This window comes from Halomonas sp. SS10-MC5 (assembly GCF_015992245.1).
Lineage (GTDB): Bacteria > Pseudomonadota > Gammaproteobacteria > Pseudomonadales > Halomonadaceae > Halomonas > Halomonas sulfidoxydans.
The window spans coordinates 2366794-2387418 of sequence record NZ_CP065435.1 but is presented as its reverse complement, the minus strand read 5'-3'; the positions used below and the strand labels follow the sequence as shown (position 1 = coordinate 2387418).

Sequence of the window (20625 nt, the reverse complement as noted above, 5' to 3'; positions counted from 1 at the left end):
TCCTCGATGTGACGTCGTGACAATAGCCGCACATGCTAATGGATCGGGCCCTTACTGCCCAGCGCTTCCACTCACGCTGACGGCTCGCACAGCGTCGTCTGCAGCACGTCGAACAGCGCCCGCGCCGCAATCGAAAGCTCCTGCCCGGCACCCACTACCACGCCTACGGTACGGCGGATCTGGGGGTCGAAGAGTGGCACGCAGCGAGCGCCGAGCTCATGCATCTGCTCGCGGCACAGCGTGGGCACGGCGCTGACGCCGAGACCGCTGGCCACCATGCGACCGACCGTCGCCAGCTGATGGCTCTCGAACGCCACCGGCAGCTCCGTTTGCCGGCGCGCCAGGGCCTGTTCCAGCAGGATGCGTACCATGGAGGGGCGCTGCAGGGCGATGAAGTCGTGCGAGAGCAGGGCCTTCCAGTCGACCGATTCGGCGGCGACCAGGGGGGAATCCGGCGGCAGCACGGCAACGAAGGTGTCGTCGAACAGCGGCAGGAAGTCGATGCCCTCGCGGGTTTCGGGCTCGAAGGCGATGCCCAGCTCGACCCGCTGGTGGCGCACCATGTCGATCACCTGCTCGTTGATCACGTCGTGCACCGTCACGTTGACCCGGGGAAAACGCTCGCGGAAGCGCCTCAGCGCGCGAGGCAGCCGATTGCAGGCGATGGAGGGCATGGCGGCCAGGGCCACCCGCCCGAGCTGCAGGGTGAAGCGCTGGCGCAGCAGTTCCTCGGCGTTGTCCCAGTCGGCCAGCAGGCGCTTGGCCAGCGGCACCAGGATCTCGCCCTCCGGCGTGAGGCGCACGCTGCGTGTGCTGCGAATCAGCAGGGGGCCGCCCAGGGTCTCCTCGAGCCCCTTGATGGCCAGGCTCAGCGCCGGTTGCGACAGGTGCAGCCGCTCGCAGGCCTGGGTAAAGCTGAGGCTCTGGGCCACGGCGAGGAAGGCGCGAAGCTGCTTGACGGTCATGGTGCGGCCTATTTTATAAATAATTCATATCAATTGATAAAAAAAACAAACTTAACAAATATATTGGGCAGGTCAACACTGATCAGGTACCGTCACCTGTACCCATTTCACAACAAGACGAGGCTTTGCGATGTCCGGATTCGACAAGCGCGTGTACTCCTACGAAGAGGCGATGGCAGGCATCGAAAGCGGGATGACCGTGGTGGCTGGGGGCTTCGGCCTGTGCGGCATCCCCGAGAACCTGATCGCCGAGGTCAAGCGCCGCGGTGTCAAGGACCTGACCGTCATCTCCAACAACTGTGGCGTCGACGGCTTCGGCCTGGGCGTGCTGCTGGAAGACAAGCAGATCAAGCGCTTCTATGCCTCCTACGTGGGAGAGAACGCCCTGTTCGAGCAGCAGATGCTCAACGAGGAGATCGAGGTGATCCTGACGCCGCAGGGCACCCTGGCCGAGAAGATGCGCGCCGGAGGGGCGGGCATTCCGGCCTTCTACACCGCCACCGGCTACGGCACGCCGATCGGCGAGGGCAAGGAGGTGCGCGAATTCAACGGCCGTCACTATATTCTCGAGGAGGCGTTCCACGCCGATTTCGCCATCGTCAAGGGCTGGAAGGCCGATCGCTACGGCAACGTGGTCTACCGCGACACCGCCCAGAACTTCAACCCGTTGGCTGCCACCTGCGGCAAGATCACCGTGGTGGAGGTCGAGGAGATCGTCGAGCCGGGCGAACTGCGCCCCGACCAGATCCATACCCCGGGCATCTATGTCGACCGCATCATCCAGGGCACCTTCGAGAAGCGTATCGAGAAGCGCACGGTGCGCGAGGGCTGAGCCCGGCGCCGCTTCCGCCGCCGGCAGCGACCGGCACACCACATATCGCTTCTCCACCGAACACTAGAGGCAAACAAGATGGCACTGACTCGCGAACAGATGGCGCAGCGCGTGGCGCAGGAACTGAAGGATGGCTTCTACGTCAACCTGGGCATCGGCATCCCCACCCTGGTGGCCAACTACGTGCCTGAGGGCATCGACGTGATGTTGCAGTCGGAGAACGGCCTGCTCGGCATGGGGCGTTTCCCCACCGAGGACGAGGTCGACCCCGACATGATCAACGCCGGCAAGCAGACGGTGACGGCCCGCCTGGGGGCGGCGATCTTCAATTCCGCCGAATCCTTCGCCATGATCCGCGGCGGCCACGTCGACCTGACCGTGCTTGGCGCCTTCGAGGTCGACCAGGAGGGCAACATCGCCTCGTGGATGGTCCCCGGCAAGCTGATCAAGGGCATGGGCGGCGCCATGGACCTGGTGGCCGGCGCCGAGAACATCATCTGTACCATGACCCATGCCTCCAAGCATGGTGAGTCGAAGCTGCTCGAGAAATGCACGCTACCGTTGACCGGGGCGGGCTGCATCAATCGGGTGCTCACCGACCTCGCCTACCTGGAGATCGAGAACGGCGCCTTCATCCTCAAGGAGCGGGCGCCCGGCGTCAGCGTCGAGGAGATCGTCGAGAAGACCGCCGGCAAGCTGATCGTCCCGGATCACGTGCCGGAAATGACCTTCGATTGAGCTGCTCCGCGGTACCTTCGGGCCCGGGCTTTGCCCGGGCCTTTCTGTTTCAATCTGTGATGATTTTATGATCAACCCGAGCGAGGGGCGTCGTGCCTGGGCCAACGAGGCTTGTCACGGCGTCTTGCACAGCGTTATCCACAGTTTCTGTGGATAACGCCCGGCGGCGGGTCAGGTGAGCTCGCAGCGGGTGTGGTGAGGCAGCAGCAGCTCCACGCTGCGCTCGTGGTCGCTGCTCAGGCGCTTCTGCATCAAGGCCAGGCCGCCCAGGCAGATGCGGTGCTCGTCGCCCTCGGCAAAGGCAAGCCGCTGTGAGCAGGTGGGGTAGAAGCGATACTGGAGCAGCGGCGATACCGGGAAGACGCCGTGATGACGGTCTTCATTGCCCGCGAGGCCGGCTGCCGACAGGGCGGCATCGAGCGCTTCGAAGCTGTTGCCGAGGCGTGCGCAGTCGAAGCCGGCGTGATGTACGCTCGGCCCCATGGCGGCAAACCAGGCGGCCAAGGGGTGCGCGTCGTACAGCGAGCGATAGACGTCCCAGCTGGGCATGGGCCAAGGGCGGCCCCGGCTCAGCAGGTTCTTGCCGCGGGTATCCTGGGGGTGGGTGCGGCTGACCAGCGCAGCGAGCGCATCGCGCGGCTGGCGCGACAGGCTGCTGAGCTGGAGTTCCGCCAGCACCAGCCAGGTGCCGCTGTCGGGCGGCGCCAGCAGGGTGACCAGCAGGCCGCGGTCGGCCATGGCGTAGCGCTGTACGGGGCGATAGCCGAGGTGGCCGAGCGTGGGTAGCAGGTCGTCGGCAGCGAAGGGAGGCTGATTGAGGGTGAGCAGCGTCAGGTACTCGACCGGCGCATTCGTCGGCCACAGGCGCAGCATCCCCACGTCTGGATGGTGGTGGATGTAGTCGAGCCAGAGCTGCTGGAGGAATTCTTCCCTTTGCATCGTGCCGTTCCTTATGTCCAGATGCGCTTGCGCATTAGACCTCAGTATAGGGGCTGGACAGGAACGGCTTTCAACGGGGGAGGAACGTTAAACGGGAAATGGACGCAGGGGCCAGGCCGGCGCTCTGTCTCGGCCTGGCGGGCCGGATTCGTCAGGCCATGAGGGCATTGTCACGCACGTAGCGATCGAACTCGGTGAAGCCGCCGACGTGCTGCTGGTCGATGAAGACCTGCGGCACGGTCGAGACCGGCTTGCCGATGGTCTTCTCCAGGTCGGCCTTGCTGATGCCTTCGGCCCAGATGTCCACGTAGCGGTGACCCTCGATCACGTTGGCGCTTTCCAGGCTCTCGGCGAGCTGCTGGGCACGAACGCAGAAGGGGCAGCCGGGACGACCGAAGATGACCACGAACATAGCATGTCTCCTGAAGGTATTTTCCTGGGCGCCATTGTGACGGATGGGAGGGCTGCGGGCCAATAGCAGGCTGCTAGCGGCCCGATTGGGCAGCCCTATCGCGGCCGCGGCGGAAGCCTTCAGTACGGTCTCAGCTCGTTGGCATCGGCCGCGCGCAGCAGGTCGCCGAGCTCGGCGTGGATCTCGGGGGCGCTGACCAGCAGGTTCTCGCCGTACAGGTCTTCCGGAATGCCCTTCGGGCAGGGATAGAGGTGGCCGGTACGGGCGCCGGCCTCGCGGGCAATCAGCAGGCCGGCGGCAAAGTCCCAGGGCGATACGCTCTCGTAATAGGCATCCAGCCGACCGCAGGCCACGTCGCACAGGTCGAGCGCGGCCGAGCCGTTGCGCCGCACGTCCTGGCAGTGCTCCAGCACGGCCATCAGCCGACGCATCAACGGCGGGCGGCTGTCGCGCCGGTAGGGGAAGCCAGTGCCGACCAGGCAGCGCTGCAGGTTGGTGGTGCGACTGGCATGAATCGGCTTGCCGTTGCGCCAGGCGCCCTGACCGCACAGGGCGGTGTAGGTCTCGCCGAGGAAGGGGGCATGCACCACGCCCAGGCGGGACTTGCCCTCGCTGACCCAGGCGATGGAGACGGCGACATGGTGCAGGCCATGGGCAAAATTGACGGTGCCGTCGATCGGGTCGATGACCCACAGCGCCTCGGCCGTGCGCATCACCTCACGGTCGGGGGCGAGCTCTTCGCTGAGCCGCTGCTCGCCCGGCAGGCTGGCGTCGAGGCGGTCGCGGATCAGGGTGTCGACGGCCACGTCGACGTCGGTGACAAGCTCCTGGCCGTGCTTGAACTGCTGGTTGAAGCTTTGGCTCTGCCTGGCCGCCACGATTCGCTCGCCGGCCTCGCGGGCGATGGAGACGGCCAGCTCAAGACGTTGCTGGGGGAGCATGGGCATTCCTCGTCGCGCATGGAGCTGCCAGAATAGCAGCCGCGAGGCGTCCTGCCGAATGAGACCTCTCGCCGATGAGCGCCGGTGGCGCATCGTCCATTGCGGATTAGAGGAGAGCGGCATGCTGGCCCCAACGCCCGAGCAGTACCGGCGCCTGAACGAGATGGCCCAGGCCTGGAAGCGCCGCCAGGCCGATGCGCTCGAGACAGCCCCGGGATACAACCCGCAACTCGACGTCGACGCGCTGTGTTTCCAAGTCTGTCCCGATGACGTGGCGGCGACGGCGGGCCGCGATTACCTTGTCGGCGCCCTGATCAGCCCCGTTTCGCTGTCGCTGGTGCTGTTCCCGGCCTTTGCCACCGTCGCGGCACCGGCCGAGGGCGAGCGTCGCGCCTTCGCCTTGCCATCGGGCCGCTACCCCTTCGTCGCCGAGGTGCTGGAGGCGGAACTGTGGCTGTGGCGCTGCCAGCTGCTCGACGATCTCTCCGACCTGGAGACACGCGAGGAGGGCAGCCGCCTGGCGCAACGCCTGATGGACCGGGTGATGAACCCCGAGGATGCCGCTTGAGGCGATGCCGCGGCTGGCCCTGATCGCCGCCTCCGGCTTATGCTGGTGACACTCTCACATCCCAACGCCGCGTAGAAGGATTTACCCATGCCCAATGCAACGACCCCCGTGCCTCGCGTCGCCCTGGTCACGGGCACCGCCAGCGGTATCGGTGAAGCCGTGGTACGCCAGTTCCGCGAGCTCGGCCATCAGGTCCTGGCCGTCGATTTCAACGAACAGGCCAAGGAGAAGGCCGACGCCGCCGGGGCGGCCTTCTACCAGGCCGACCTCACCGATGGCGAGGCCTGCAAGGGAGCCGTCGCGGAAGCGATCAAGCGCTTCGGCCGGGTCGATATCCTGGTCAATAACGCCGGCATCCAGCATGTCTCGCCGATCGAGGATTTTCCCGAAGCCAAGTGGCGGCAGATCGTCGACCTGATGCTGACGGCGCCGTTCCTGCTGACCCAGGCGGTCTGGCCCTCGATGCGCCAGAACGGCTGGGGGCGGATCATCAACATTGCCTCGGTGCACGCCCAGGTCGCCTCGCCGGGCAAGTCGGCCTACATCAGTGCCAAACACGGCCTGATTGGGCTGACCAAGACGGCAGCGCTGGAGGGTGGCCCCCAGGGGATCACGGCCAACGCGATCTGCCCGGCCTACGTCAAGACACCGCTGGTGGAGAACCAGATCGCCGACCAGGCCAGGCTGCACAACATGGACGAGCAGGACGTGGTGGAGCAGATCATGCTCAAGAACGCCGCGGTCAAGCGCCTGATCGATCCCGAGGAGGTCTCCGGCCTGGTGGCTTACCTGGCCTCGGATGCGGCGGGTGCGGTGAGCGGCTCGAGCTGGAACATTGATCTGGGTTGGACGGCTCAGTAAGACGCGGCTACGCCGCTCGAAAGGGCAGAGCGGCGCTACGCACCTGGAAGAGGGAAGAAAGAACTCCATCCCTTCTTCTCTCTTCAATCTTCATTCTTGCGCCTCTGATCAGCGCCGCACCGGCCGCTTCTGCAGCTTGCGCTGCAGGGTGCGGCGATGCATGCCCAGGGCGCGGGCGGTGGCGGAGATGTTGCCGTCGTGCTCCTGCAGCACCTTCTGGATGTGCTCCCAGGCGATGCGGTTGATCGACGGCGGGTTATCGGCCACTTCGGCTTCCGGATCGCCCTCTTCCCGACCCAGGGCAACGAGGATCTCGTCGGCATCGGCGGGCTTGCACAGGTAGTTCACCGCGCCGAGCTTGATCGCCTCCACCGCGGTGGCGATGCTGGAGTAACCGGTCAGCACCACGATGCGACAGTTCGGCACCACATCGAGCAATTCCGGCAGCAGCTTCAGCCCCGAGCTGTGCTCCAGCTTGAGATCTAGCGTGGCCAGCTGGGGGCGGTGACGGCGAGCCAACGCGAGTGCCTGTTCGGCATCGTTGGCCACCAGCACCTCGTAGCCGCGTCGGGTCATGGCGCGAGAGAGAACATGGCAGAACATCTCGTCGTCGTCGATGATCAACAGGCGGGTATCGGCATCTTGCATGGCAACCTCGTCGCGTCGCTCAGGGCTCACTGTGTGGCAGGATCACTTCGGTCAGCGTCCCCCCGTCCGGATGATTATACAGCCTCACGCCGCCGCCGAAGCGATTGATGGTGGCGTGGGTGAGGAACAGGCCGATGCCGAGTCCCTTGCTCTTGGTCGAGACGAAGGTCTCGCCCAGCTGGTCGGCGATGTCCAGGGTAACCCCGGGGCCATGGTCGCGGATGTCGATCACCACGTCCTGGGCATTCCAGTCCAGGCCGATATGGATGTCGTCGGGGTTGGCGTCGGCGGCGTTGTTGAGCAGGTTGGTGATTGCCTGGTCGAGGGTCGTGTCGACCTTGAGCCAGGGCGTGCCGCGCTGGCTAGCGATCTCGAGGCGGTGGCTGACGTCCGGTCGCAGTACCAGCCAGCGCTGCACCACGCCGCTGAGCCAATCGCGGGCGTCGCGCACTTCGGGTTCGGCCATGCGTCGGCGGTCGGCGCTCTCGACCAGGTGGCGCAACCGCGACTTGCATACATCGACCTGTTGGCGCAGCAACTCGACATCCTGTTCCAGCGCCGGGTTGCCGCGGGCGTCCTCGCGCATTTCGCTGAGCAGCACCGCCATGGTCGACAGCGGCGTACCCAGCTCATGGGCGGTGCCGGCGGCCTGGGTGGCCACGGCGACGATCTGCTCGTTGCGCAGCGCCGACTCGCGGGTCTGGGACAGGGCCTGTTCACGGCTGCGCAGGGCGTGGGCCATCTTGAAGATGAAAAAGGTCACCAGGCCGGCCGACAGGCCGAAGTTGATCCACATGCCCAGCACGTGCAGGTTGAGAATCTCGTTGCCTTGGTCGTGGGTCAGTTGAGGGACCGGATGGTAGTCCCACATCAGCAGGGTGTAGGAGGCCATGGCCGAGGCGGCGACGATCCAGGCATACCGCCATGGCAGGGTGGCGGCGGCAATGGTGACCGGCACCAGGTAATAGTTGATGAAGGGGTTGGTGGCCCCCCCGGTGAGATAGAACAGCAGCGTCAGGCCGAGCACGTCGACCAGCAGGTGGATCACGTACTCGGTGTGGTTGACCGCCCATTGGCGACCGAGCCGCCACCAGGTGAATAGGTTGACCAGGCCCATGCAGACGATCACGCCGATCACCGCTGCGATCTCGAGTTCGAAGTGCAGGAGTTCGACGCCGACGATGACCGCCGCCAGGAAGCCGGTCCAGGTGATGCCGCGCACGATGGTCAGGCGAATCAGGTTGCGGCTGGGCGTCGACAGCGGGAGGGGGGGAGCGGTAGGCATGACGTCTCCTGGAGCATTCGTGCCGCCATGATACCGTCTCGTGCCCTTTCTCGCCGCTGCCCTACAACTGTGCGGGGCAAAGCCGTAGAATGCGTGCCAATTCACCATTCACGCACCGTCTGGGTGCCACGACGAATCCGAGACTGATGTCAGCTGCCGATCTGGCCCGCGAAGTCGGGCTGCGTAGAACCTTCGCCATTATCTCGCACCCCGATGCGGGCAAGACCACCATCACCGAGAAGATGCTGCTGTTCGGAAACGCCATTCAGCTCGCCGGCTCGGTGAAGAGCAAGCGCAACGACCGCCACGCCACGTCCGACTGGATGAAGATGGAGCAGGAGCGGGGCATCTCGGTGACCACCTCGGTGATGCAGTTCCCCTATGGCGGGCGCATCGTCAACCTGCTCGACACCCCGGGGCACGAGGACTTCTCCGAGGACACCTACCGCACCCTGACCGCGGTGGACTCGGCGCTGATGGTGATCGACGGCGCCAAGGGCGTCGAGGCGCGGACCATCAAGCTGATGGAGGTGTGCCGGCTGCGCACCACGCCGATCCTCACCTTCGTCAACAAGATGGACCGCGACATTCGCGATCCCATCGAGGTGATGGACGAGGTGGAGACGGTGCTCGACATCCAGTGCGCGCCGATGACCTGGCCGATCGGCATGGGGCGCCACTTCAAGGGGGTCTATCACCTCTACAACGACGTGATCCATCTCTATACCCAGGGCCAGGGCAGCCGCATTCCCGACGACAGGCGCATCGAGGGGCTCGACAATCCCGAGGTCGACGCGGTGCTGGGTGCCGAGCAGGCCGAGGAGCTGCGCATGGAGGTGGAACTGGTGCGCGGCGCTTCCCACGAGTTCGATCTCGACGCCTACCGCCGCGGCGAACTGACCCCGGTCTACTTCGGCACCGCCATGGGCAACTTCGGCGTGCGCGAGATGCTCGACGGCTTCGTCGAGTACGCGCCGCCGCCGCAGCCGCGCGAGACCGACACCCGTACCGTGGAGGCCGAGGACTCGCGCTTCACCGGTTTCGTATTCAAGATCCAGGCCAATATGGACCCCAAGCATCGCGATCGCATCGCCTTCCTGCGGGTCTGTTCGGGCAAGTACGAGAAGAACATGAAGATGCGCCACGTGCGCATCGGCAAGGACGTCAAGATCGCCGATGCGTTGACCTTCATGGCCTCCGACCGCGCCCACGTCGAGGAGGCCTGGCCCGGCGACATCATCGGCCTGCACAACCACGGCACGATCCAGATCGGCGATACCTTCACCATGGGTGAGGAGATGCGCTTCACCGGCATTCCACACTTCGCGCCGGAGCTGTTCAAGCGCGTGCAGCTGAAGGACCCGCTCAAGCTCAAGGCGCTGCAGAAGGGGCTCCAGCAGCTCTCCGAGGAGGGCGCCACCCAGTTGTTCCAGCCGCTGGACAACAACGACCTGATCCTCGGTGCCGTGGGTACCCTGCAGTTCGATGTGGTCGCGCACCGGCTCAAGGAGGAGTACAAGGTCGACTGCGTCTACGAGCCGGTCAACGTGCAGACCGCGCGTTGGGTCTACTGCGACGATGCCAGGAAGCTCGAGGAGTTCAGGCGCAAGGCGAGCGCCAACCTGGCGCTGGATGGCGGCGGTTACCTGACCTACATTGCTCCCACGAGGGTCAATCTTCAGATGACCCAGGAGCGCTGGCCGGAGATTCGTTTCGCCGCCACCCGGGAACACTGAGGCGGGCGTCGACCAGGCGAGAGAGCAAGCCGAAGAAGCTGCGATGGGGAGATGGGGGCATGGCATCGAAGATGCTGAAGGAGTTTCGCGAGTTCGCGGTCAAGGGCAACGTCGTCGACATGGCGGTGGGGATCATCATCGGGGCGGCGTTCACCTCCATCGTCAACAGCCTGGTGAAGGATGTCTTCACCCCGCTGATCAGCCTGGCGACGGGTGGGCTGAACTTCACCAACCAGTTCCTGGTGCTGCGCGACGGCCCGGGGGAGGAGATCTACCACACCCTGGAGCAGGCCCAGGCGGCGGGGGCGGTGACCCTCAACTACGGCCTGTTCCTCAATGCGGTGCTGTCGTTTCTGATCGTCGCCTTCGCCACCTTCCTGCTGATCCGCAACATCAATCGGCTCAAGAACCTCGCCTATCCGCCCGAGACGGCGGCGGCGCCGACGGTCAAGGATTGCCCGTACTGCCTCAGCAAGATTCCCATTCCGGCCACGCGCTGTCCGGCCTGCACCTCTGAGCTGCCGGCGACGCCAGCCGAGGCGGAGTGACGGCAGGCGGCGAAGCCACGCCACGCAAGGGAGCACGACACGGATGTTGATCGACGCCCACTGCCACCTCGACTTCGAGGCCTTCGACGACGACCGCGAGGCGATGTTCGCGCGCGCCAGGGCGGCCGGTGTCGGTCACTTCATGGTGCCGGGCACCACCCGCGAGCGCTGGCCGGCCGTGCTGGCGCTCGGCCAGCGCGACGACGTCCACGTCAGCCTGGGCCTGCACCCCTATTTCATGCATGAACACGGCGAGGGCGACGTCGAGGCGCTGGCGCAGATGCTGGATGACCATCCCGAGGTGCGGGCGCTGGGCGAATGCGGCATCGACGCGCGCTTCGAGGAGACCCTGGACGACCAGTGGGCGCTGTTCAACGCCCAACTGCGCCTGGCCAAGGCGCGCCGGCTGCCGGTGGTGATCCACTGCGTACACGCCAACGACAAGGTCTCCAAGCGGCTGCGCCAGCTCGACCTGCCGGCGGGCGGTTTGATTCACGCTTTCGCCGGCTCGCCGGACCAGGCCTGGAAATTCCTCGATCTCGGCTTCGTGGTGGGGTTGGGCGGTGCCGTGACCTACGAGCGCGCCCAGCGCCTGTGGCGGGCAGTGAAGCGCCTGCCTGAGGATGGCTTCGTATTGGAGACCGACAGCCCCGACATGCCGCTATGCGGGCACCAGGGCCAGCGCAACGAGCCGGCACGCATCGCCCAGGTGTGCGAGATGGTGGCCAAGCTGCGAGGGGAGAGCACGGAGGCGGTCGCCGCCCAGAGCACGGCGACCGCCAAGCGGGTGTTCGGGCTGGACTTGCCCTAGGCGCTTGCCTGGGCCAGGCTCTCCGGATCGAGGCGTTCGATGGGGTAGGGCAGCTTCAGCAGCTTGACGGCCTGGCCATCGACGCTGAGCGGGCCGGGATCGTCGCGGGTACTCAGCACTGCCAGGATCTCGGCCTGGCCGTAGGCGTCGAGTTCCGCCGCCACGATCTCGCCCAGGCTCTTGCCGCTGTCGTCGACCACCGCTGCGCCGAGTGCAGGCAGACACTCCCCCTCGAGCTGAGCCCGAACCAGGCGCTTCTTCACCTGGCCGCGGAAGTGGGCGCGGGCCACTACCTCCTGGCCGGTGTAGCAGCCCTTCTTGAAGCTGACCCCGCCCAGCGCCTCCCAGTTGATCATCTGCGGGAGCAGGGCGTCCTGGTGGGCTGGCGTCAGCCAGGCGAGCCCGGCCTGGATGTCCTGCAGGCACCACACGGCGTTGCCGACCGCAGCCGCCTGCTCGTTGAGTCGGGTGGCGACCGCTTCGGCCTGCTCCAGCGGCAGGCAGGCCAGCAGCCGGTACTGTGGCCCCGGGTGGGCCAGCAGTTGCACCTTCTCGTCGCCCGATTGGTGCCAGACGGCGGGAGGGGCGACGTCGAAGCGTACCTCTGCCAGCGCCTGGGCCTCCTTGCCGATCAGCCCCAGCAGTACCAGGTCGTCGCGGATGGCGAGTTCGCTCTTGTAGAACGGCGCGAACTTCTTCAGGTGGGCGCACAGCGGCGCGAGCAGGCCGCGATGCAGAATCAGGCGGTAGCGTTCGGCATCGATGCGTAGCAGCTGAGCATTGGCCAGCATGCGCCCCTTGGCGCTGCAGAAGCAGGTCAGCGGGGCGAAGCTGCCGTCGGCCAGGTCGACCTGGGCGCTGGTCTGGCCCTGCAACAGCTTGCCGGCGCCGGGGCCGACCACATCGAGAACGCCGAGGTGGACGAGCGGAGTGATGACGGTATGCTCCATGGCCTGGCGGGCGGGGTCTGGCGTATCGAACGCCACCCGCTCATCGCTCGAGCGTCGTCCTCCCAGGGCGGTTATCCAATCGTTCATGCCTGTGTGGCTCCGGGTCGTCATGTCAGGGATATGGCCCATGGTATGCGGGCACGGCGGCGGGAATGCAAGCGGCTGCCGCTTCAAGGTTGCCATGTTAGACTCGTGCATTCCTATTCCATGCCCCGGGGAGTCAGGCATGCCGCAGCAGTCGCTCAGTTTCAGCGGCGTGGAGAGCGCCGATCAGGTCAATCGCATTACCACGGCCCTGATGATGGTGGAGGGCGTGGAGAGCGCCGAGGTGGGGCGCCATGGGGCGGACGTGGAGGGGCGCGTCAGCCGCGAGGCGCTGATCCGTGCCGTCCAGGCCCTCAAGCTTCCCATCGATATCAAGTAACCGAACGGAATCGCCCATGCCCAAGTCCATCGAGATCGTCAGCGAGCGCAACAGCATCTTTCGTCAGCGGGTTCGCATCGAGGGGTTCGAGGATCTCTACGCCGATGTGCCCAGTGCCTTCGGCGGCGAGGATAGTGCGCCGGACCCACACGACTACTTCGACCTTTCCCTCGGCGCCTGCAAGGCGATCACCGCGCAGATGTACGCCCGGCGCAAGCAGTGGCCGCTCGAGGGGGTCAGCGTCAGGGTCAACCGCGACGACAGCGAGGAACGCAAGGGCGTCTACCGACTCGAAGTGGTGATGACCTTCCATGGCATCGAGGACGAGGAGCAGCGGGTGCGGCTGGAGGAGATCAGCGACAAGTGCCCCATTCATCGCCTCATGACCAGTGCCACCGTGGAAGTCACCACGCGCGCTGCCGATGTCACCCAGGCATAGGCCGAAGGCCGGCCTTTTGCTGCTGATATCGGTACGTACCGTCCGGGCGCCGAACGGCGCCTGAAGCCGTCTGGAGCCGTCATGAGCAAGCCGTTTCGCCTCAATGCCAACTTCAAGCCCGCCGGCGATCAGCCTACCGCCATCGAGGGCCTGATCCACGGGCTCGAGTCCGGGTTGGCCCACCAGACGCTGCTCGGCGTGACCGGGTCGGGCAAGACCTTCACCATGGCCAACGTGGTCGAGCGGCTGCAGCGGCCGACCATCGTCATGGCGCCCAACAAGACCCTGGCCGCCCAGCTCTACGGCGAGTTCAAGTCGTTCTTTCCCGACAACGCCATCGAGTACTTCGTCTCCTACTACGACTACTACCAGCCGGAAGCCTACGTTCCCTCGTCGGATACCTTCATCGAGAAGGATGCCTCGATCAACGACCACATCGAGCAGATGCGGCTCTCGGCGACGAAAGCGCTGTTGGAAAGGCGCGATGCGCTGATCGTGGTGTCGGTCTCGGCGATCTACGGTCTCGGCGACCCCGACCAGTACCTCAAGATGCGCCTGCACTTCACCCGCGGCGAGCTGATCGATCAGCGCCGCTTCCTGCGCCGCCTGGCGGAGCTGCAGTACACCCGCAACGACATGGACTTCAAGCGTGGTACCTACCGGGTGCGCGGCGACGTGATCGACATCTACCCGGCCGATTCCGACGAGGAAGCGGTTCGGGTCGAGCTGTTCGACGACGAGATCGACTCGATCCGGCTGTTCGACCCGCTTACCGGCGAGGTGCGCGGCCAGGTACCGCGCATGACCATCTACCCCAAGAGCCACTACGTGACGCCGCGGGAGACCATCATCTCGGCTGCCGATGCGATCAAGGCCGAGCTGGTCGAACGCCTTGCGTGGCTGCGCAAGAACGATCGCCTGGTCGAGGCCCAGCGGCTGGAGCAGCGTACTCTCTACGATCTCGAGATGATGAACGAGCTGGGCTACTGCAACGGCATCGAGAACTACTCGCGCTATCTTTCGGGCCGCAACCCCGGCGAGCCGCCGCCCACCTTCTTCGACTACCTGCCCGACGATGCGCTGCTGTTCATCGACGAGTCCCACGTCAGCGTTCCCCAGGTCGGCGGCATGTACAAGGGCGACCGCTCGCGCAAGGAGACGCTGGTCGAGTACGGCTTCCGCCTGCCCTCGGCGCTGGACAACCGCCCCATGACCTTCGAGGAGTGGGAGCGCATCTGCCCGCAGACGATCTTCGTCTCGGCCACCCCGGGGCCCTACGAGGCCGAGCACGCTGGCCAAGTGGTTGAGCAGGTGGTGCGCCCCACCGGGCTGGTCGATCCCGAGATCGAGGTGCGTCCGGCCTCGACCCAGGTCGACGACCTGCTCTCCGAGATCCGTGCCCGCGCCGAAGTGGGCGAGCGGGTGCTGGTCACCACCCTGACCAAGCGCATGGCGGAGGACCTCACCGAGTACCTCGACGAACATGACGTGAGGGTGCGCTACCTGCACTCGGACATCGACACGGTGGAGCGGGTGGAGATCATCCGCGACCTGCGCCTGGGCAAGTTCGATGTGCTGGTGGGCATCAACCTGCTGCGCGAGGGCCTCGACATCCCCGAGGTCTCGCTGGTGGCGATCCTCGATGCCGACAAGGAGGGCTTCCTGCGCAACGAGCGCTCGCTGATCCAGACCATCGGCCGGGCGGCGCGCAACGCCCACGGCAAGGCGATCCTCTACGCCGACCGGGTGACCGACTCCATGCGCCGCGCCATCGACGAGACCGAGCGGCGCCGCGCCAAGCAGATCGCCCACAACGAGAAGCACGGCATCACGCCCACCACCGTGACCCGCTCGGTGGCCGACATCATGGAGGCGGCCCAGGCCCCGGGTCGCAAGGGCAAGGGGCGCCGCGGCGAGCGCAAGGTGGCCGAGGGTGCGGCGATCTACGATATCTCCGAGCTCTCGCCGACGGACCTGGTCAAGGAGGTCTCGCGGGTCGAGGACGCCATGTTCGAGGCGGCCCAGAACCTGGAGTTCGAGGAGGCCGCACGGCTGCGCGACCGGCTGCATGAGCTCAAGGAGCGGCAACTGGCGCTTGGGTAAGTCTGTCCGCTCGAGGCTTTCCGTCGACAGGACTACGAGGGGGCGCTGTAAACCCATCCCTGGGCGCTACTTTTGCCATCCATGGCAAAAGACCCCCTCTACGCCCAGTCCCCGGCGCCTCTTGCTGCGTTCCCGCATTGTCCTGAACTTGGAGTCACGATGCCCGAAGGCCCTGAGATTCGCCGTGCCGCCGACCGCTTGCACGAGCAGCTTGCTGGCAGGCGGCTGGAGTCGGTGTGGTTTGCCTTCCCCGAACTGGCCGCCGAGGCCGATTCGCTGGTAGGGCGTGAGGTCACGGCGGTGGACAGCTGGGGCAAGGCGCTGCTGACCCGCTTCGACGACGGTCGCGTGCTCTACAGTCACAACCAGCTCTACGGCGTGTGGAAGCTGCACGACGCCGAGCGCGAGCCCGATACCGAGCGCTCGCTGCGCGTGCGGCTGACGGCGGAAGGGCGCTCGGCCAGCCTCTACAGCGCCTCGGACGTCTCGCTGTGGCCGGGCGACAGGCTCGCCGAGCATCCGTTCCTGTCCCGGCTCGGCCCCGACCTGCTGACCCACGGCGTTACCCCGGAGCAGGCCATGGCGCGGCTGAGCGAGCCGCGCTTCGTGCGCCGCCGGCTGGGCGGCCTGCTGCTCGACCAGGCGCCATTTGCCGGCATCGGCAACTACCTTCGCTCAGAGATTTTGTTCTTCGCCGGCGCCTCGCCCAGTGAGAAGCCCATGGAGCTGGGCGAGGAGCGTCTGGCGCTACTGGCGCGCGCCATTCTCGACGTGACGCGGCGTGCCTACGACCAGGCAGGTGTGACCAACCGTGACGAATGGGCAGCAGCTGCGCGACGGCGAGGCGAGAACCGGCGCCTTTGTCGCTTTGCTGTCTATGAGCGCGACGGGTTGCCGTGTCATGCCTGCGGTACGCCCATCGAACGGGCCATGGTGGCTTCGCGTCGGCTCTATCTTTGCCCGCAGTGCCAGTCACAGTAACTTGTATTTATACCGTTATCTTCCTGCATATCTCCAGTCTGCCTACTACCTTGGCCTACGAACCTGTCTAGCAGGTCCCGATACGGTATAATTCGGCACCGTTCGAACCCGCCGCTTCGCGCTTGCGAATCCAGAAGCGGGCATGCCGACACTGCCGAGGAGTTCCTAGCACATGACCGTGATCCGCCAGGACGATCTGATCCAGAGCGTCGCCGACGCCCTGCAGTACATCTCCTATTACCATCCCAAGGATTTCATCGACGCCATGGCGGCGGCGTACGAGCGGGAAGAGAATCCGGCGGCCAAGGATGCCATCGCTCAGATCCTGATCAACTCGCGCATGTGCGCCATGGGGCACCGGCCGATCTGCCAGGATACCGGTATCGTTACCGTGTTCGTGCATGTGGGCATGAACGTACGCTTCGAGGCCGACATGAGCCTCGACGACATGATTAACGAGGGCGTGCGCCGTGCCTACAATTTCCCGGACAACGTGCTGCGCGCCTCGGTGCTGGCCGATCCGGACGGAGCGCGCAAGAACACCGGCGACAACACGCCGGCGGTGATCCATCACAAGCTGGTGCCGGGCGACACCGTCGAGGTGCACGTCGCGGCCAAGGGCGGCGGCAGCGAGGCGAAGAGCAAGTTCGCCATGCTCAACCCCTCCGACAGCGTGGTCGACTGGGTGCTCGAGCAACTGCCCAAGATGGGCGCCGGCTGGTGTCCGCCCGGCATGCTCGGCATCGGCATCGGCGGTACCGCCGAGAAGGCCATGGAGATCGCCAAGGAGGCGCTGCTCGACCCCATCGACATTCAGGAGTTGCAGGCGCGTGGCCCGTCCAACCGCGCCGAGGAGCTGCGCCTGGAGCTGTTCGACAAGGTCAACAAGAGCGGCATCGGGGCCCAGGGCCTTGGCGGCCTGACCACGGTGCTTGACATCAAGGTCAAGGACTACCCGACCCACGCCGCCAACAAGCCGGTGGCGATCATCCCCAACTGCGCCGCCACCCGTCACGCGCACTTCACCCTGGACGGCAGCGGCCCGGCCGCGCTGCCGGTGCCGAAGCTCGAGGACTGGCCCGAGATCACCCGCGAGGCGGGGGACAACGTCAAGCGCGTCAACCTGGATACGGTCACGCCGGAAGAGGTGCAGAGCTGGCAGCCGGGCGACACCCTGCTGCTCAACGGCAAGCTGCTCACCGGGCGTGATGCCGCCCACAAGCGCATGGTCGACATGATCGCCAAGGGAGAGGAACTGCCGGTCGATCTGAAAGGGCGCTTCATCTACTACGTCGGCCCGGTGGATCCGGTGCGCGACGAGGTGGTCGGCCCGGCCGGCCCGACCACCGCCACGCGCATGGACAAGTTCACCCGTACCATGCTGGAAGAGACCGGCCTGCTCGGCATGGTGGGCAAGGCCGAGCGCGGCCCGGCGGCGATCGAGGCGATCCGCGACAACAAGGCGGTCTACCTGATGGCCGTGGGCGGTTCCGCCTATCTGGTGGCCCAGGCGATCAAGAAGTCCCGCGTGGTGGGTTTCGCCGACCTGGGCATGGAAGCGATCTACGAGTTCGAGGTCGAGGACATGCCGGTCACCGTGGCGGTGGACAGCCAGGGCACCTCGGTGCACCAGACCGGCCCCGCCAAGTGGAAGGAGATCATCGCCGAGCGCGCTTGAGGGCGCTCGACCCTGGGCCGGGAACAAGGCTGTCCCCGGCGTCCTTCTGGTCGTCGATGGCCCATGCTGCAAACGGCCCCGCCAACTGGCGGGGCCGTCGTCGTCTGGGGTATGCTGCAGCGTGCTGTTTTTTCAGGGAGAGATCATGGCATCCTGGCTGTTCGGCCTAGCGATTTTCCTGGTGCATCTGCTCGGCTTTCTGTCGGCGATCCTGGCGCTGCTCTCGAGTCGCACCTCACAGGGCGCCGTGGCCTGGATCATCTCCCTGGTCACTTTCCCCTATCTGGCGGTGCCTGCCTACTGGATCTTCGGCCGGCCACGTTTCTATGGCTACGTTTCCGCCCGCGGCGAGCGCGACACCGTGCTGCGGCGCATTCTCGCCGACTATCGCGTCCGCCTCGAACCGTATCTGGCCGATGCCCGCAGCCCCGATGTGCGCGCGGTGGAGCGTCTGGCCATGATGCCGCTGACCAGCGGCAACCATGCGCAACTGCTGATCGACGGCAAGGCCACGTTCGACAGCATCTTCGCCGGCATCGATGCCGCCCGCGACTACGTGCTGGTACAGTTCTTCATCGTCCGCCACGATGCCCTGGGGCAGCAGTTGAAGGAGCGCCTGCTTCGCGCCGTGCGACGCGGCGTGCGGGTCTACTTCCTGTTCGACGAGATCGGCAGCCGCAAGCTTGCCGAGGGGTATCTCCGCGAGCTCGCCGATGCAGGGGTGGAAGTGAGCCCGTTCCGCTCGTCGCGCGGCTTCAAGCACCGCTTTCAGCTCAACTTTCGCAACCACCGCAAGATCCTGGTGGTCGACGGCCGAGAGGGCTGGCTAGGCGGTTTCAACGTCGGGGTCGAGTACCTCGGCCAGCATCCCCGGCACGGTCCCTGGCGCGATACCCACCTGAAGCTCACCGGCCCCAGCGTATTGGGCCTGCAAGAGGCCTTCTGGGAAGACTGGCACTGGGCGACCGGTGAAGTCATCAACCTGTGCTGGGAGCCGTTAGTGACCTGCGACGAGTGCCAGAACGTGGTCATCGTGCCGTCGGGCCCCGCCGATCGCCAGGAGACCGCGAGCCTGCTGGTGCAGCAGGCCATCCACAGCGCCAGGGAGCGGCTGTGGGTGACCAGCCCCTACTTCGTGCCCGACCAGGGCGTACAGGACGCCCTGCGCCTGGCGGCCATGCGCGGCGTCGATGTTCGCATCATGATGCCCGAGCATCCCGACCACCTGCTGATCTACATTTCCGCCTTCTCGTTCCTCCCCGACATGGTGCGGGCCGGGGTCAAGGTATATCGCTACCAGCCGGGCTTCCTGCATCAGAAGGTGATACTGATCGATGACAGCGCCGCGGCGGTCGGTACGGTCAACCTCGACAATCGCTCGTTCCGCCTCAACTTCGAGATCACCGCCTTCATCCCCGACCGTCGCTTCGCGGCCGAGGTGCACCTGATGCTCGAGCGGGACTTCGCCGATTGCCGTCGCATCAGCTACGAGGAGCTTCAGCGGCGACCGCTGTGGAGCAAGCTGGTGTCACGCGCCGCCTACCTCACCGCGCCGATCCAGTGAGGCGTGAAGTTCCTTGGGTTCGATGAGCGGCTGGGGTACATTAGGCGCTGCCTCAGAAAGATGTCCTGGGGCACGATGAATTCACTCGAATCGTGATTGCTGTCAGCGGGAGTCCCGGTGAACCTCGAGACAAAGTGGCTGGAAGATTTCGTGGCCCTGGCCAACACCCGCAGCTTCTCTGCCTCCGCCCGGCAGCGCCATGTCACTCAGCCGGCCTTCAGTCGCCGCATTCGCGCACTCGAGCAGGCAGTCGGCGTCACCCTCGTCGACCGCTCGACCACGCCCATCAACCTGACCCCGGAAGGGCAGCTGTTCCTGATCACGGCGCGCAACCTGGTGGAACAGCTCAACGAATGCCTGGGCCACCTGCGTGGCGTTTCCATGGCGCGCGAGGCGCTGGACATCGTGGCCGCCCACTCCCTGGCGCTGAGCTTCTACCCCGAGTGGATCTCACGCCTGCAGGAGGGGCTGGGTGAGTTGCCGACGCGGCTGGTGGCCATGAACGTGGGCGAGGCGATCCACGTGCTGCGCGAGGGCAACTGCGACCTGATGCTGGCCTACCACGATCCCTACGCGACCATGCAGCTCGATGCCGAGGTGTTCCCCTCGTTCTCCATCGGCCAGGTCAAGATGCTGCCGGTCAGCCTCCCCGACGCCAAGGGCAGGCCGCGCTTCAGCCTCGACAGCAAGGACACGATTCCCTACCTGGCCTATACCCAGGGCGCCTTCCTCGGCCGCAGCGTGCGCATGCTGCTCAAGAACGACCCGCTGCGCCTGCGTCTGCGTACCGTCTACGAGACGGCCATGGCCGAAGGCCTCAAGGGCATGGTGCTGCAAGGGGTGGGGCTGGCCTGGATTCCCGACTTCTGCGTGCGCGAGGAGCTCAAGAACGGCCGGCTGGTGCGCGCCGGCGGCGAGAAATGGGACGTGCCGCTGGAGATCCGCCTCTATCGCTGCTCGCTGGTGCACAAGCCGGGCGTCGAGAAGCTGTGGCGGCAGATGATGAAGCTGCCGCGCGACTTCCTACAGGCTTAGGAAAGCACTCGACGAATGACTGCGCCCGCAATCGCTGCGCTATCGCCGCCGTCCCCTGGCGGCTATCCTTCGGGCCAGCCTAAAGGCTGTTCAAATTCGTTCCCGACGAATTTGTACGCGGTGCCGAAGCGTCGGACCGTCGAGGCGCCACATATACACCATATGCT

21 protein-coding genes are annotated in these 20625 nt (G+C 65.8%); 14 read left to right on the top strand and 7 right to left on the bottom strand.

What is annotated here, in order from left to right:
- Positions 1-71 precede the first annotated feature (71 nt).
- Entirely contained in the window at positions 72-965 is an 894-nt protein-coding gene (locus I4484_RS11235; protein ID WP_197447398.1) for a LysR family transcriptional regulator, read from the bottom strand.
- A gap of 130 nt (positions 966-1095) precedes the next feature.
- Here I4484_RS11235 and I4484_RS11230 point away from each other — a divergent pair, with 130 nt between their 5' ends.
- Entirely contained in the window at positions 1096-1797 is a 702-nt protein-coding gene (locus tag I4484_RS11230) for a CoA transferase subunit A (RefSeq protein WP_197447397.1), read from the top strand.
- A 78-nt stretch (positions 1798-1875) separates the two neighbouring features.
- Positions 1876-2535, top strand: a complete 660-nt coding sequence (locus tag I4484_RS11225; RefSeq protein ID WP_197447396.1) for a CoA transferase subunit B — start codon at positions 1876-1878, stop codon at positions 2533-2535.
- A 171-nt stretch (positions 2536-2706) separates the two neighbouring features.
- On the opposite strand, the gene I4484_RS11220 is transcribed toward I4484_RS11225, so the two are convergent.
- The 3 genes from I4484_RS11220 to I4484_RS11210 form a co-directional block, all read right to left on the bottom strand.
- Positions 2707-3474, bottom strand: coding sequence for a DUF1338 domain-containing protein (locus I4484_RS11220; protein WP_197447395.1), 768 nt, complete (start codon positions 3472-3474; stop codon positions 2707-2709).
- A 151-nt stretch (positions 3475-3625) separates the two neighbouring features.
- The gene (locus tag I4484_RS11215) at positions 3626-3886 is read right to left on the bottom strand and encodes a GrxA family glutaredoxin (RefSeq protein ID WP_197447394.1); all 261 of its coding nucleotides are present in this window, start codon (positions 3884-3886) and stop codon (positions 3626-3628) included.
- A 119-nt stretch (positions 3887-4005) separates the two neighbouring features.
- The gene (locus I4484_RS11210) at positions 4006-4827 is read right to left on the bottom strand and encodes an inositol monophosphatase family protein (protein ID WP_197447393.1); all 822 of its coding nucleotides are present in this window, start codon (positions 4825-4827) and stop codon (positions 4006-4008) included.
- 121 nt (positions 4828-4948) lie between these two features.
- Here I4484_RS11210 and hybE point away from each other — a divergent pair, with 121 nt between their 5' ends.
- On the top strand, positions 4949-5395 hold the full coding sequence (gene hybE, locus I4484_RS11205) for a [NiFe]-hydrogenase assembly chaperone HybE (protein WP_197447392.1): 447 nt from the start codon (positions 4949-4951) through the stop codon (positions 5393-5395).
- 87 nt (positions 5396-5482) lie between these two features.
- On the top strand, positions 5483-6256 hold the full coding sequence (locus tag I4484_RS11200; RefSeq protein WP_197447391.1) for a 3-hydroxybutyrate dehydrogenase: 774 nt from the start codon (positions 5483-5485) through the stop codon (positions 6254-6256).
- A 108-nt stretch (positions 6257-6364) separates the two neighbouring features.
- Here the strand turns inward: I4484_RS11200 and I4484_RS11195 are convergent, their stop codons facing one another.
- Both I4484_RS11195 and I4484_RS11190 read right to left on the bottom strand, forming a co-directional pair.
- Entirely contained in the window at positions 6365-6904 is a 540-nt protein-coding gene (locus I4484_RS11195; protein ID WP_197447390.1) for a response regulator transcription factor, read from the bottom strand.
- Positions 6905-6923: 19 nt separating this feature from the next.
- Complete coding sequence (locus I4484_RS11190; RefSeq protein WP_197447389.1) at positions 6924-8189, bottom strand: ATP-binding protein; 1266 nt, start codon at positions 8187-8189, stop codon at positions 6924-6926.
- 146 nt (positions 8190-8335) lie between these two features.
- Here I4484_RS11190 and prfC point away from each other — a divergent pair, with 146 nt between their 5' ends.
- The 3 genes from prfC to I4484_RS11175 are packed head-to-tail and all read left to right on the top strand — an operon-like array spanning position 8336 to position 11284.
- Positions 8336-9925: a peptide chain release factor 3 gene (prfC, locus tag I4484_RS11185; protein ID WP_197447388.1), complete on the top strand. Its 1590-nt coding sequence runs from the start codon at positions 8336-8338 to the stop codon at positions 9923-9925.
- A 59-nt stretch (positions 9926-9984) separates the two neighbouring features.
- Positions 9985-10473 carry a large conductance mechanosensitive channel protein MscL gene (mscL, locus tag I4484_RS11180; protein WP_197447387.1) on the top strand — a complete coding sequence of 163 codons (489 nt, stop codon included), beginning with the start codon at positions 9985-9987 and terminating at the stop codon, positions 10471-10473.
- A 43-nt stretch (positions 10474-10516) separates the two neighbouring features.
- The gene (locus I4484_RS11175) at positions 10517-11284 is read left to right on the top strand and encodes a TatD family hydrolase (RefSeq protein WP_197447386.1); all 768 of its coding nucleotides are present in this window, start codon (positions 10517-10519) and stop codon (positions 11282-11284) included.
- On the opposite strand, the gene I4484_RS11170 is transcribed toward I4484_RS11175, so the two are convergent.
- Positions 11281-12321: a folate-binding protein YgfZ gene (locus tag I4484_RS11170; protein WP_197447385.1), complete on the bottom strand. Its 1041-nt coding sequence runs from the start codon at positions 12319-12321 to the stop codon at positions 11281-11283. The genes I4484_RS11175 and I4484_RS11170 overlap by 4 nt on opposite strands.
- Before the next feature lie 139 nt (positions 12322-12460).
- Between I4484_RS11170 and I4484_RS11165 the strand changes: the two genes are divergently transcribed.
- The 7 genes from I4484_RS11165 (at position 12461) to I4484_RS11135 (ending at position 20458) form a co-directional block, all read left to right on the top strand.
- The gene (locus tag I4484_RS11165) at positions 12461-12658 is read left to right on the top strand and encodes a hypothetical protein (RefSeq protein WP_197447384.1); all 198 of its coding nucleotides are present in this window, start codon (positions 12461-12463) and stop codon (positions 12656-12658) included.
- Between the two features lie 16 nt (positions 12659-12674).
- The gene (locus I4484_RS11160) at positions 12675-13097 is read left to right on the top strand and encodes an OsmC family protein (protein WP_197447383.1); all 423 of its coding nucleotides are present in this window, start codon (positions 12675-12677) and stop codon (positions 13095-13097) included.
- A gap of 81 nt (positions 13098-13178) precedes the next feature.
- Complete coding sequence (gene uvrB, locus I4484_RS11155) at positions 13179-15200, top strand: excinuclease ABC subunit UvrB (protein WP_197447382.1); 2022 nt, start codon at positions 13179-13181, stop codon at positions 15198-15200.
- A gap of 159 nt (positions 15201-15359) precedes the next feature.
- Complete coding sequence (gene nei, locus I4484_RS11150; protein ID WP_197447381.1) at positions 15360-16181, top strand: endonuclease VIII; 822 nt, start codon at positions 15360-15362, stop codon at positions 16179-16181.
- A 172-nt stretch (positions 16182-16353) separates the two neighbouring features.
- Entirely contained in the window at positions 16354-17859 is a 1506-nt protein-coding gene (locus I4484_RS11145; RefSeq protein WP_197447380.1) for a fumarate hydratase, read from the top strand.
- Positions 17860-18004: 145 nt separating this feature from the next.
- Complete coding sequence (gene cls / locus I4484_RS11140) at positions 18005-19423, top strand: cardiolipin synthase (RefSeq protein ID WP_197447379.1); 1419 nt, start codon at positions 18005-18007, stop codon at positions 19421-19423.
- 117 nt (positions 19424-19540) lie between these two features.
- Complete coding sequence (locus I4484_RS11135; protein ID WP_197447378.1) at positions 19541-20458, top strand: LysR substrate-binding domain-containing protein; 918 nt, start codon at positions 19541-19543, stop codon at positions 20456-20458.
- Positions 20459-20625 lie beyond the last annotated feature (167 nt).